Annotated in this window: 8 protein-coding genes; 4 read left to right on the forward strand and 4 right to left on the reverse strand. The window is 72.2% G+C overall.

The window, feature by feature from the left end; genetic code table 11:
- Positions 1-28: 28 nt before the first annotated feature.
- The gene (locus tag H6X67_RS06970; protein WP_249367737.1) at positions 29-1,267 is read right to left on the reverse strand and encodes a sugar ABC transporter substrate-binding protein; all 1,239 of its coding nucleotides are present in this window, start codon (positions 1,265-1,267) and stop codon (positions 29-31) included.
- A gap of 333 nt (positions 1,268-1,600) precedes the next feature.
- Between H6X67_RS06970 and H6X67_RS06975 the strand changes: the two genes are divergently transcribed.
- Both H6X67_RS06975 and H6X67_RS06980 read left to right on the forward strand, forming a co-directional pair.
- Positions 1,601-3,688, forward strand: coding sequence for a beta-galactosidase (locus H6X67_RS06975; RefSeq protein WP_249367736.1), 2,088 nt, complete (start codon positions 1,601-1,603; stop codon positions 3,686-3,688).
- Positions 3,689-3,788: 100 nt separating this feature from the next.
- A complete protein-coding gene (locus H6X67_RS06980; RefSeq protein ID WP_249367735.1) occupies positions 3,789-5,690 on the forward strand; it encodes a glycoside hydrolase family 53 protein in 1,902 nt (633 codons plus the stop codon).
- 43 nt (positions 5,691-5,733) lie between these two features.
- On the opposite strand, the gene H6X67_RS06985 is transcribed toward H6X67_RS06980, so the two are convergent.
- Positions 5,734-7,047, reverse strand: coding sequence for an MFS transporter (locus H6X67_RS06985; RefSeq protein ID WP_249367734.1), 1,314 nt, complete (start codon positions 7,045-7,047; stop codon positions 5,734-5,736).
- 83 nt (positions 7,048-7,130) lie between these two features.
- Here H6X67_RS06985 and H6X67_RS06990 point away from each other — a divergent pair, with 83 nt between their 5' ends.
- Both H6X67_RS06990 and H6X67_RS06995 read left to right on the forward strand, forming a co-directional pair.
- Positions 7,131-7,775: a TetR/AcrR family transcriptional regulator gene (locus tag H6X67_RS06990; RefSeq protein ID WP_249367733.1), complete on the forward strand. Its 645-nt coding sequence runs from the start codon at positions 7,131-7,133 to the stop codon at positions 7,773-7,775.
- Positions 7,776-7,926: 151 nt separating this feature from the next.
- Positions 7,927-9,321 carry a DUF4832 domain-containing protein gene (locus H6X67_RS06995; RefSeq protein ID WP_249367732.1) on the forward strand — a complete coding sequence of 465 codons (1,395 nt, stop codon included), beginning with the start codon at positions 7,927-7,929 and terminating at the stop codon, positions 9,319-9,321.
- Positions 9,322-9,394: 73 nt separating this feature from the next.
- Here H6X67_RS06995 and H6X67_RS07000 read toward each other — a convergent pair whose 3' ends face one another.
- Together H6X67_RS07000 and H6X67_RS07005 are read right to left on the reverse strand one after the other, a co-directional pair.
- Complete coding sequence (locus H6X67_RS07000) at positions 9,395-10,783, reverse strand: glycoside hydrolase family 30 protein (RefSeq protein WP_249367731.1); 1,389 nt, start codon at positions 10,781-10,783, stop codon at positions 9,395-9,397.
- 110 nt (positions 10,784-10,893) lie between these two features.
- Complete coding sequence (locus tag H6X67_RS07005) at positions 10,894-13,008, reverse strand: beta-galactosidase (protein ID WP_249367730.1); 2,115 nt, start codon at positions 13,006-13,008, stop codon at positions 10,894-10,896.
- Positions 13,009-13,153 lie beyond the last annotated feature (145 nt).

Below are 13,153 nucleotides of genomic sequence, written 5' to 3' on the forward strand. Positions count from 1 at the left end.
GGCGCGCGCAGCGCGCCCCGGCGCGGGCTCAGTCGGCCAGGACGGCGTTCTGGGCGGCGGAGAGCTCGCCGGCGACGTCGGCCCCGTCCCAGATGTTGGAGGAGGCGGCGTTGAGCGCGTCCCAGACCTTGGCCATGCGGGCGATCTTGGGCATGGCGAAGGTGTGCTCCATCTGCTGGGAGAAGCCCTCCGTGGCCTCGGACTCGTAGGTGAGCGACGAGGTGGACACGCCCATCATCCCGGTGATGTCCGCGCGCAGCTGCTGCATCTCGGGAGTGGTGAGGAAGGCGGCGAAGGCGGCGGCCTCGGCCGGGTGGTCCGTGTAGGCGGAGACGAACATCGTGCGGACGCCGGCGAAGGTGGTGGCGGGCTCGGAGTCGCCGTCGAGGGCGAACACCGGGGCGACGCCGAAGCTGATGCCGGAGTCGGTGAAGTTCTTGACGTTCCAGGGGCCCGACAGGTGGATGGCGGCGTTGCCGGAGGCGAAGAGGCCGTCAACGGTGTCGGTGGACAGGTCGGCGGCGGCGACGGGCAGGACCTCGCGCAGCCTCTGGAAGCCGGTGAAGCCCTCGACGGCCTCGGGGGCGTTGAGGTTGGGGGCCTGGTCGTCGAGGCCGTCGTCGCCGAAGAGGCGGTTGCCGCCCTTCGTCATGAAGGGGAAGGTGTAGTAGAAGTTGCCGACGTCCATGACGTAGCCGTACTTGCCCGAGTTGGCGGCGTTGAAGTCCCGGGCGAAGGAGATGAGGCCCTCGAAGGTGGTGGGCACCTCGGAGACGAGGTCCTTGTTGTAGTAGAGGGCGTAGGTCTCCGCGGCCACGGGGTAGCCGTAGACCGTGCCGTCGGTCCAGGTGTCGGCGGTGAGCGCGGACTGCGTGACGTTGGCGGCCAGGGAGTCGACGTCGGCGACGGCGAGGACGTGCCCGCCGGTGACGAGGTCGCCGAGGGTGTCGTGGGGGGCGGCGAAGACGTCGGGGCCGTTGCCCGCGGGGCCGTCGAGCGGGATCTGCTTGGAGGCGTCGCCGACCTCGACGTTGACGAACTCGATGGTGATGTTGGGGTGGAGCTCGGTGAACTTCTGGCCGGCCTGCTTGATGAAGTCGTCCGGGCCGAGGAGGGACTCCCACACCTTGAGGGTGATCTCGGTGGAGGTGTCGACCTCCGAGGAGCCGGCGGCTCCCGAGCCGTCGGAGGACGAGCCGCAGGCTGCGAGGGTGGCGGCGACGGCGGTGGTCATGCCGAGGGCGAGGAACTGTCGACGAAGCAGCATTGCTTTCCTTCCGGGGACATACGTCGGGTCACGGCGTTGCGACAACGCCTGTGCACGTTCCCAGTATGAACACGCATCTTCAGCCAAGTCAAGGCGGTACCTGCAGAGGAAAACACCAAATCCTCCCCGTTCACTTGCGAAGACAGTGGTCGACATGCTGTGATCGTTCTCAGCATGCTGGGGACGTCGCAGGACACCCCGTCCGGCAACCACCGCCCCGGCCACCCCTCGGCCGCAGCCCGCCGCCGACGGCCGCAGAGGCCACCGACAGCACTGGCAGCACTGAGACCACCGAGCCCCCTGAAGTGCCCGCAGCACGAAAGCGACACCGACATGACCAGCCACCCGGCCCTCAACGCGACGTCCCCGGCACCGCGCACGACGTCCCCCCGCACCCGCGTGCCCGGCACCCGCGTCCTGTACGGTGCCGACTACAACCCCGAGCAGTGGGAGCCGGATCTCTGGCGCGAGGACGTGCGCCTCATGCGCCAGGCCGGCGTCACCACCGTCAGCCTGGGCATCTGGTCCTGGGTCATGCTCGAGCCGGAGCCGGGCCGTTTCGACTTCACGTGGTTCGACGAGGTCCTCGGTCTTCTCACCGAGGCGGGCATCGACGTCGACCTCGCCACCCCCACGGCAGCGCCCCCGGCCTGGTTCTACCGCCACCACCCCGAGGCCCGCATCATCGAGGCCGATGGCACCGTGCGCCACGGCGGCTCACGTGGCATCTGCTGCCCCCACTCCACCGCCTACGCCGAGGCCGCCGGCCGTGTCACCGAGGCCCTGGCCGCCCACGTCCAGGGCCACCCGGCCGTCACGATGTGGCACGTCCACAACGAGTACGGGGCCCCAGGGGCCGGCTGCCACTGCGAGGCCTCACAGGCCGCCTTCCGCCACTGGCTGCGCGAGCGCTACGGCTCGCTGGCCGGGCTCAACCGCGCCTGGGGCACCGCCTTCTGGGGGCAGGTCTACGGCAGCTGGGAGGAGGTCGGCACCCCGCGGCAGACGGGCACGGCGCTCAACCCCACCTGCGAGCTCGACTTCCAGCGCTTCACCTCCGACTCACTGCTCGCGCGCTTCACCGCCGAGCGCGACGTCATCCGCCGCTACTTCCCCGACACGCCGGTGACGACCAACTTCATGGCCACCAACTGCCCGGCGAACGACTACTGGCGCTGGTCGGAGCAGACGGACCTCGTGTCCACCGACTACTACCTCGAGGCGGACGCTCACGAGGCCCACATCTGGCTCGCCATGGAGTCCGACCTCACCCGCTCACTGGCCGGCGGCCACCCCTGGGTGCTCATGGAGCACGCCGTCTCCGCCGTCTCCTGGCAACCCCACAACCGAGCCAAGATGCCCGGCGAGGAGCGCCGCAACGTGCTGGCCCACCTGGGCCGGGGCGCCGACGGCGTCCTGGCCTTCCAGTGGCGCCAGTCCCGCCGGGGCGCGGAGAAGTTCCACTCCGCGATGGTCCCGCACGCGGGGCCGGACACCCGCGTCTTCCGCGAGGTGTGCGAGGTGGGCGGCGAGCTCGCCCGGCTCAGCGAGGTGCGCGGCAGCGAGGTGCGCGCCCGGGTCGCGCTCCTGTGGGACTGGGCCTCCTTCTGGGCGCAGGACCTCACCTGGCGCCCCAGCGTGCTCATGCGGCACCGCGAGCAGGTGCGCCGTGTCTACGAGTGGCTCTGGGCCCGCGGCACCACCGTCGACTTCGTCCACCCCGAGGGCGACCTGACCCGCTACAGCACGGTCATCGCCCCCGCCTCCTACCTGCTCTCGCACCGGGCCGCCGAGAACATCGGGGCCTTCGTCACCGCGGGTGGCACCTTCGCGGCCCTGCCCTTTAGCGCCGTCGTCGACGACGAGGAGTGCGTCCACGAGGGCGGCGCCCCCGGCCCGCTGCGCGGCGTCCTCGGCCTGCGCGTGGAGGAGGTCCGGCCCGTCCGCGAGGGCGAGAGCGTCCCGCTGCGGCCGGCGACGGGCGCGCAGGGCGGGCCCGTCGCCGCGACCCTGTGGTCCGAGCACCTGCGCCTGGAGGGTGCCGAGGTCCTGTGGGAGGCCGACGGCGGCCCCACCCCCGGCCCGGCCGTCACCCGACACCGGCACGGCGCCGGCCAGGCCGTCTACGTCTCGGTGGTGCTCAGCCCCGAGGACCTGGCCAGGGTCCTGGACCCCGTCCTCGACCTGCCCGTGGAGACGCCCGCGACCGTCGACGGCGAGCGCCCCCGCGGTCTTGAGGCCGTCACCCGGCACGCGGTCGACGGCTCCGGCCGCACCTGGACCGTCCTGGTCAACCACGACGACGCCGACCGGCTCCTGCCCCTGGAGGGCACCGACGCCCTCACCGGGCAGGTCCTCACCGCGAGCGCCCCGACGCTCCTTCCCGCAGGCGGCGCCCTCGTCGTCGCCTCCCGTTCCTGACCCACAGGGAGCCGACGGCGCCGTCGGGCCTCCCACGGGGCGCGCCCGGCCCCGCCACCTGTCCCCGGGCACCCGCGCACGTGACACAAGGAGGTCCCACATGCGCCCGCACCATGTCCTTCGTCGATCACTGACCGCCCTCGGGGCGGTTCTCGCCCTGGCCCTGCCGGTCCTCACTGCCCCAGCGGCCGCCACCACGGCGGCGCCCCAGCCCACCGCCGGCGTCACGGACCCCGGCTTCGAGACCGGGGACGGTTGGGCCGTGGAGGGGGACGCCGCCGCCTACTCGCTCAAGGCCGACGGCGCGCGCAGCGGGAGCCTCAACGGGTCCCTGTGGCGGGCGGAGCCCTTCTCGGCCTCCGTCACGACGGCCGTGACGGGGCTGGAGCCCGGGTGGTGGACGGCGAGGGTCTGGGTGAGGTCCGGCTCCGCGGTACCCGGTCAGAGCCTGGGGGCGACGACCGTGTCGACCCGCGGCTGCGGCCTCGACGGCACCGTGACCGCGCCCTCCAGCGAGGCCGACGACGCCTGGACGCAGGTGGCCGTCTCCATGGAGGTCACCCGTGAGGCCCTCGACGCCGGCACCTGCGCGCTCGTGCTCACCACCGAGGGCGTCCACGGCGGCGAGTGGGCGCGTTTCGACGACGTCACCCTTGAGCCCGGCCGCGCCCAGAGGCTGGTGCGCGGCGCTGACCTGTCCGGCGTGGCCAAGAACGAGGCCCTGGGCCAGGTGTACCGGGGCACTGACGGCCAGGTGGGCGACCCCTACGCGCTCATGGGCTCGACGGGGGCGAACCTGGCCCGCTTCAAGGTGTGGGTCAGCCCCGCCGACGGCTACAACACCGTCGAGCACGTCGTCGCCTCCGCCCAGCGGGCGCAGGCGGCAGGCATGCAGGTGATGATCGACTTCCACTACTCCGACACCTGGACCGACCCCGGCAAGCAGCACATCCCCTCCTCGTGGACGGCAGATGACCCCCAGGCCCTGGCCGCCGAGCTCGCCGCCCACACGACCGACGTGCTCACAGCGCTCAAGGAGGCCGGGGTGGACGTCGCCTACGTCCAGGTCGGCAACGAGATCAACCCGGGCATGCTGTGGCCGCAGGGCCAGACCTGGGACGTCGACCCCTCCGACGCGGTCTCCGTGGCCCAGTGGGACAACCTCGCCGCCTTCCTGCGGGCGGGCACGCAGTCCGTCAGGGACGTCTTCCCCCAGGCCCGCACGATCCTGCACCTGACGAACATCAACAACGGGCTGTCCAGCCTCACCTGGTGGTACGACGAGGTCTTCGCGCGCGGCGTCACGGCTGACGTCCTCGGGCTGTCCTACTACGGGTACTGGCACGGCACCCTGGGCGACCTGCAGACGGTCGCCACGGGCCTCATCGAGCGCTACGGCACGGACGTCCTCGTCGTCGAGACGGCCTACCCCTTCACGCTCGAGGACGACAATCCCACGTGGGAGAACATCGTCGCGAGGCCGGACATGCTCGTGGCCGGCTACCCGGCAACCCCGGAGGGCCAGGCCCAGTGGCTGCGCGACGTCGGCACCGTGGTGGCGGCGCTGCCGGGCGGCCACGGCCTCGGCTTCGTCGCGTGGGAGCCGGCGTGGACGGCCATCGCGGGCAACGGCTGGGACGAGAAGGACCCCGCCTCGGGCAACGCGTGGGAGAACCAGGCGGTCTTCGACTTCCAGGACCGTCTGCTGCCCACGGCCGCCTACGCCTTCGGCGACGACGTGCTCACACCCTCCACCCTGCCGGAACCCGCCGCGCCCACCACGCCGGGCACCCCGGCCCCCGGCAGTGCCGAGGGGACGGCGGCGTCGTCGTCCAGCCCGACGGCCTCGCCGGGTGCCGCCGGCCAGAGCCCGGACCCTGTCGCCGACGGTGGCGCGGCGCCTCGCTCCTCGCTGGCCCGCACCGGGGCGCCCCTCGCGCTGGGCGCCGCAGCGGCTGCGCTGCTCACGGTGGGCACGCTCCTGGAACGACGCAGGCGCTGAGGGGGCGGGCCGGTCGCGCAGGGCTCTGGGCGACCGGCCCGCCTCAGTCCAGTCCCGGCAGCCCGGCCACCTCGCGCGGCTGGTCGCCCAGCCGCCGCACGCCGTGCAGGTACCACAGGGCCACGCACCAGACGAACAGGACGAGGGCCGCCTGGGCCGGGCGCGACCAGCCGACGTCGGGCAGCACCAGCACGGCCACGCCCGCCGCCACGCACTCGGCCGTGTTGAACAGGACGTCGTAGATGGAGAAGGCGCGCCCGCGGTAGGCGTCGGCGGTGTCCGACTGGACGATGGTGTCGACGGCGATCTTCGCGCCCTGGACACCGGCACCGAAGATGAGGAGCCCCACCGTCATGGCCGCCTGCGCGTGGGAGGCGACGAGCACGAGCTGGCCGAGGCTCCCGCCCAGCAGGCACATGACGATCCAGGTGGAGGGGGCGACCCTCTCGTGGGCCAGGGGGGTGAGCACGATGGACAGGCCGTGCCCGGCGATCATGGCGCCCATGAGCGTGCCGAAGAGGGCGAGGCCGAGGTCCGCGTCCTCGGGGGCGGCCAGGAGGTTGCGGGAGGTGAGGATGATGGTGATGAGCTGCATGCCGTAGACGAAGCGGTGCAGCGCCATGGTGCTCAGGGCCAGCCCGGGGGTGCCGCGGCGGCGCAGGTAGCGCACGGCGTCGGCGAGCTCGCAGACGGTGGCGGCCAGTGCCCGGGCGGTGCCCTCGGACGTGGGGTGCTCGGGGCCGAGCTCGCCCGCGCCCAGGCGTGTGACGACTGCGGCTGCGAGCACGTAGAGGACGACGGCGCTCACGAGGCTCGCGGCGTCCTGGACGGACCCGGCCGGAAGCAGCAGGCGAAGGATGATGCCGATGACGGCACCGGTCGCCGTCGCCGCGCCCCCCAGGGTGGGCACGAGGGAGTTGGCCACGAGCAGGCGCCGGTGGTCGATGACCTGCGGCAGGCCGGCGGACAGCACGGACAGCAGGAAGCGGTTGATGCCGAGGGCGACGAGGACGAGCACGTAGACGGCCGCCCCGGTGCCGGCGGCGTGGAGCACGAGGGCGGTCAGGGCGATGAGGCCGGCGCGCAGGAGGTTGCCCCACAGCAGGGTCTGGCGGCGGCGCCACCGGTCGATGAAGGGGCCGGTGAAGGGGCCGACGAGGGAGAAGGGCAGGAGCATGACGACGAGGGCGGAGGCGACCCCGGCCGCTGTCGTCATGTTCTGGGGCTGGAAGAAGAAGAGGGTGGCCAGGCCCGCCTGGACCATGCCGTCGCCGGTCTGGGAGACCAGGCGCACACCCAGCAGGGTGCGGAAGGCGGGGACGGTGGCGAGGTCCTTGAGGTCGTCGGTCAACCGCATGACCCCAGCCTCTCGCACCCGGCGGCGCTCGGGCGAGCCGGCGCCGTCGGGAGCGTGGCACCACCCCGGCTAGGATCCGCGTCATGAGCCCCACGACCACCAAGCGCGTCCGACTCACCGCGGAGGAGCGGCGCGAGCAGATCGTCGAGGCCGCCACCGAGCTCGTCGCCCGCAAGGGCTTCAACGGCCTGGCCCTGCAGGAGGTCGCCGACGCCGTCGGCATCACCCAGGCGGGGCTGCTGCACTACATCGGCACGAAGGACGGCCTGCTCACCCTTCTGCTGTCGGACCGCTACGACCGTCAGGGCACCCCGCAGGACTTCATCGACTCCGGCGACCGGGCCGCCACGCACCCGGACGGCATGAGCCTGCCCGCCTACCTGCGCTACCTCGTGGCCTACAACGAGGCCCGGCCCGCGCTCATGGGCCTGTACATGACGCTCGGCGCCGAGTGCGCCAACGACCCCGACCACCCGGCCTACGAGCGCTTCATCGACCGCCCCGACGCCGTGTGGGAGTACTACTCGCAGTTCACCTGGCGCCTGCCCCCCGAGGTCGAGGCCGACGGCGGCTGGGCGAGTATGCGGCCGTTGGTGGAGCTGGCGATCCAGGCCATGGACGGCGCGCAGACGCGCTTCTTCCGCCGTCCCACCGTGTCCCTCGCCGACCTGTGGGCGGCGTGGGAGGCCATCCTCTTCCCCTCCCCCACCTGGGACGGCTACCGCTGAGGGGCGGCTGGGAGATCCCGGCCGGGAGGCGGCCGGTGCGGCCCTGGCGCGCCGCGCCTATAGTCCCGCTATGCGAGTGGCTGTGCCGGCGCGTCCAGGGAGCCCTACCCGGGCCGGAAGGCCACCAGCCCGGCCCGAGGTCCTGCCCGCGGTGCTGGCCGCGCTGCTGCTCCTGGCCCTCGTCCCCACCGCGCTGACGGCCTGCGCGCCCGGCCCCGCGTGGACCCGGCTCGACCCCGCCGCCGCACCGGTCTCCAACCCGCTCAAGGGGCTGCTGCCCTACGCCCCCGAGGACCCCGCGCAGGCGCCCACCTGGTCCGGTACGGCCCTGCCGGTGACGATGGAGTGGGTGTCCCTGCCGGTGTCCGACGTCGTGACCGGCCCCGGCACCTACGACTGGGACGCCCTGGAGGAGCACCTGGGGGCCGTTGCCGCGCGCGGTCACCAGGTGGTGCTGCGCTTCTACACCGACTTCCCGGGACGGCCCAGCGGCCTGCCCGGCTACCTGCTCGACCAGGGCGTCGAGACCCGTCCCTACACGGTGCACGGCAACGGCGGGACCGGCGCCTCCGTCAGCCCCGACTACGACGACCCGCGGGTCATGGACATGCTCACCGGCCTCATCCGAGCCCTCGGCTCCGCCTACGACGGCGACCCGCGGGTGGGCTTCATCACCCAGGGCCTCGTGGGCTTCTGGGGGGAGGGGCACACCTGGCCCTTCGACGGGCAGGTGTCGGCGGACAACCCGGCGGGCGAGGACTGGATGCCCTCCCGGGACCACCAGGCCCTGCTGCTCCTGGCCTGGGACGAGGCCTTCGACACCACCCCCACCCAGGTGCGCTACCCCACGGCCCTGACCACCGCCCACGACCTGGGCTACCACGACGACTCCTTCGGCTACGCCACCCTGCCCGAGCAGGACTGGCACTTCTGGAGCCTCATGAGCGCCCAGGGGCCGACGGCGACCGGGGCGTGGCGCACCCGTCCCATGGGCGGCGAGATCTACCCGCCGCTCCAGTCCTGCGTCTTCGACGGCCCCGGGCGCTGCGAGCGGCAGGTGGGGCTGGCCGCCCAGGACCTCACCGAGGCGGTCGGGCTCACCCACGCGACCTGGCTGCTGGCCGAGGAGGTCTTCGACCCGGGTCTCACGGGGCCGGCCCGCGAGCGCGCCCTGGCGCTCAACGCGCGGATGGGCTACACGCTGACGGCGACGCGCTGGCGCCACGAGGCCGGGACCTCGGCGCTGGGCGTCGAGGTGTCCAACACCGGCGTCGCCCCCTTCTCCTACGACTGGGACCTGGAGGTCGTCGCGGTGGATGGGAGCGGCCGGGTGCTGGCCAGGACGGTGCTCGACGGCGACCTGCGCGCCCTCCTGCCCGGGCGGACCTCGCTGTGGACGGGGGCCCTGGACCCGCCGAGCGGGACGACGAGCCTGCTGCTGCGGGTCGTCAACCCGCTCGAGGGCGGGGCGGCGCTGCGCTTCGCCAACGCCGGGCAGGACACGGTGCTGCCGGGCTACCTCACCCTGGGTCCTCCGAGCGGCTGAGGCGGTCCGCCGTCGTCGGCCCCCCGGGGTGGGCGGGCGACGGCGGACCGGCCAGCTGCTCGGGCGGAGGGCCTCAGGCGAGGAGCTCGGCGGGCACCTCGAAGGTGGAGAAGGAGTCGGCCGGGAGGGTCGCCTCGATGATCTTGCCGTTGGCGGCGAAGGAGATCGGCATGGGCACCGACATGTCGTTCTGGGCGGCGATGACGACGCTGCCGTCCGGGTTGACGAAGGACAGGATGTTCTCGTAGCCCGTGTAGGACAGGGTCTTGACGAAGCGCGCGCCCTTCTGCACGAAGTGGGACAGGTGCTTGAACACGTAGTACTCGTGGTTGAACCGGTACTCGCTGGTGCCCGGGTCCACGGTGACGAAGGAGTTCTGGCTCCACCCCCAGCGTGAGACGCCGCCCTCGTCGAGGCAGAGGTTCCAGTAGTCGTAGACGTTGGCGCCGTTGTTGAAGTAGTGGCGCATCATGCCCCAGGCGTAGCGGGCGTAGCGCCAGTCGTTCTTGCCGTCGCCGCACTCCTGCTCGGACTGGTAGATCTTGAGCTCGGGGTGGCGCCAGTGGATCTTGGCGACCGCGCCCTTGCCGGCCCACTGGAAGCCGACACCGCCGATGCGCCCGCCGATCTCCTCGTCCGCCAGGACCTCCTCGACCAGGCGCTCGTCGGCGCGCTCCATGGTGCCGAAGAAGACCTCGACGCCGCGGGCCTCCATCTGGGGCACGAGGTGGCGCAGGAAGCGGGCCAGGCCCGCCGGGGTCCAGGTGCAGGAGGGGAAGACCTGGTCGGAGTTGAACTCGTTCTGCGGCATCACCATGGAGATGTCGATGCCGCGCTCGGCGTAGGCGTCGATGAACTTGCCGAAGTAGCGGGCGTAGGCGTCCAGGTGCTCGTCGTCGAGGATGAAGCCGTCCGTGCCCTCGGGGATGGCGCGGTCCGGGGTGAGGCCGTTGTCGTACTTGGTCTGCTGGGCCATGGGGGAGGGCACGCCGCAGGCGTAGTGGTTGTTGGTCTTCATCCAGGTGGGCGGGCACCACGGGGAGGCCCAGAGCCTGAGGTCGGCCCGCACGGCCTGGGCGGCCTTGATGAAGGGCACGAGGGTCTTCTCGTCATGCTCGATGGAGAAGTCCCTCAGCTCGAGGTCGCCGGGGGTCTCGTCGTAGGAGTACCAGTCGACGGAGAAGTCGTTGGCGCCCACGGGCATGCGGCACACGGAGGCGTTGGCGCCCTCGGGGGAGAAGATCTCCGTCATGATGTCGGCGCGCTCGGCCTCGGTCAGGCGCGACAGGGAGGTCCAGCCGAGCTCGTTGAAGCAGACACCGAAGCCGTCGACCTCCTGCAGGGGCGCGTCGGTCTGGAGCAGGGCCTCGGGGAAGACGTCCATGTCGCGGACGGTGACGCCCTCCTGCTTCTGCCAGGGGGCGGTCTCGGTGGTGACGATCCAGGTGGGGGTGGCGGTCATGGGGGCTCCTGTGTGGTGCGTCGGTGCGGTGCTCTGGTGGTGCGGGTGGTGGGTGGCGACGGCGGTGCGGGGCCCGGGTGCGGGCGGCGCGCTGCCGTCGGGCAGGGGTCTCAGGCCCGGGTGCCCTCGAGGACGAGGACGCCCCAGGCGGGGACAGTGACGGCCTGGCCGGCGGCGAGCGCGGTGCCCACCGGAGCGGTGGTGCCCAGGACGTCGGTGCCGGCCACCGGGAGGGTGAGCTCGACGTCGTCCTTGGAGTAGTTGAGGAGGTAGGCCAGGGGGTTGCCGGCGGCGTTGACGCCCTTGCGCACGGTGATGGTGCCGGCGAGCCCACCGGCCCAGTCGGTGACGCCGGCCCGGTCGGCCACGAGGGCGAGGACGGCGCGCACGACCTCGGCCGAGGCCCAGGCGCCCAGGTGGGTGATGGCGCCGGAGCCGACCGTGCGGGTGGCGATGGCGGGGCCGGACCAGGCGTGGTGGTCGTAGGTGGCCAGGACCTCGACGTCGGAGCCGGTCTCAGGGGCCTCGGCGGGGGTGAGGAGCTCGAGGAAGTGGCTGAGGCTCAGGTCGGCGTCCTGGCCCAGGTGCTCGGCGAGGGCGCCGGAGGGGGCCAGGCGCACGCCGTCGGGCCTGGTGAACTGGTCGGTGCCCAGACCCAGCAGGCCGGACAGGCCGTGGGGCTGGCGGTCCGTCCACACCTGGACGTTCTCGTCGGCGACGGCGGTGCGGAAGGTGGTGACGAGGTGGCCGCCGCCGGTGGCGTAGGCGCGCAGGGTGTCGATGGTGGTCTGCGGGGCCGCGTAGAGGGCGGGGGTGATGAGGACGTCGTAGCGTTCCAGGCGCTCGAGCGGGGCGTCGGCGGGGACGATGTCGGCCTCGAGGTTGAGCTCGAAGAGGGCGTCGTAGACCCAGCGGAAGACGTCGTTGTAGTTGACGCCGCCGCCGGTGTACTTGCGGGGGAAGCCGCTGGCGATGGAGAACCACTCCAGGGCCGTGCAGGCCTCGTTGGAGACCATGACGGCGATCCTGTTGGTCTTGGTCAGCCCTGCCAGGCTGGCGGCGTGCTCCTTCATCTCCCGGCCCAGGACACCGGCCTCGAGGTAGGTGGGGTTGGCGGAGTAGTCCTGGGAGAGCAGACCCTTCCAGTAGGTCTCGAAGGAGTTGTGGATGGAGCCCCAGTGCCAGTACATGACGCCGCAGGCGCCGGAGGCCAGGTGGGAGTAGCCCTGCAGGCGCAGCTGGCCGGGGTAGGGCAGCCAGCCCATCTGGCCCTGGGCCTGGGTCTCGAGGACGAGGTAGGGGGCGCCGTCCTTGAGGGAGCGGTTGATGTCGCCGCCGAAGGCGATCTCCTTGCCGGTGAGCTGGTCCTCACCAGGGTGGTAGATGTCGACGCCGGCCAGGGTGACGGCCTGGGCGGCCTTGAAGTGGTCGACGGCGGGCTGGATGCCGAAGGAGTGGCCGCGCCACTCGTAGTCGAAGTTCTGGGTGACGAACTGGTCCTCGCGGCGGTAGTCGTCGACGATGGCGCGCTGCCAGGTGAGGAAGTCGGTGACGAGGCTGCGGCGGAACTCGTCGAAGGCGGCACCCAGTGAGCCGTTGACGGTGAGGCTGACGTCCGGGAACTCCTCCCAGGTGTTGACGCGGTTGGCCCAGTAGTTGAGGCCGTAGGCGGCGTTGAGGGCGTCGAGGTCGCCGTTGAAGCGGGCCTTGAGCGAGTCGACGAAGGCGCGCTGGATGCCGGCGTTGTAGGCGTCGTAGTACTTGGTCTCGTTGTCGAGCTGGAAGCCGATGACGTTCGGGCGCGGCGCGGTGTGCTCGACGAGGGCGCGGATGGCCTGCTCGCCGTAGTAGCGGTAGGCGGGGGCCGTGATGTCCATGTTCTGTCGGGGCCCGTACTGGTTGAGCTGGCCGGAGGCGGCCACGCCCATGACCTCGGGGTGGCGGGCGGCGAGCCAGGTGGGCACGGCGGCGGTGGGGGTGCCGATGATGACGTCGAGGCCGTGGGCCTGGGCGGCGTCGATGGCGCGGTCGATGTGGTGCCAGTCGAAGACGCCGGGGGCGGGGTTCCAGGTGCCCCAGGTGAACTCGGCGATGCGGATGGTGGTGAAGCCGGCGTCGACCATCATCCGCATGTCGCGCTCGAGGCGGTCCTCGCCCGCGGAGGCGGGGGTGTACTCGTCGTAGTAGGCGGCCCCGAACACGAGGCGCTGCGTCTGCTCTGTCATCGTTGACCTCCTACGGCGTCCTCGCCACGTATCTAGTATTTACTAGATAGTAGGGCATGGGTGGGCGCAGGGGAAGGGGCAGCGACGGGCACGTCGTCGCGCAGCGCGCTGCCCCGCCCCCTGTCGGTCGGGGGCGGGGCAGCCT

This window comes from Actinomyces sp. AC-20-1 (assembly GCF_023369555.1).
Lineage (GTDB): Bacteria > Actinomycetota > Actinomycetes > Actinomycetales > Actinomycetaceae > Actinomyces.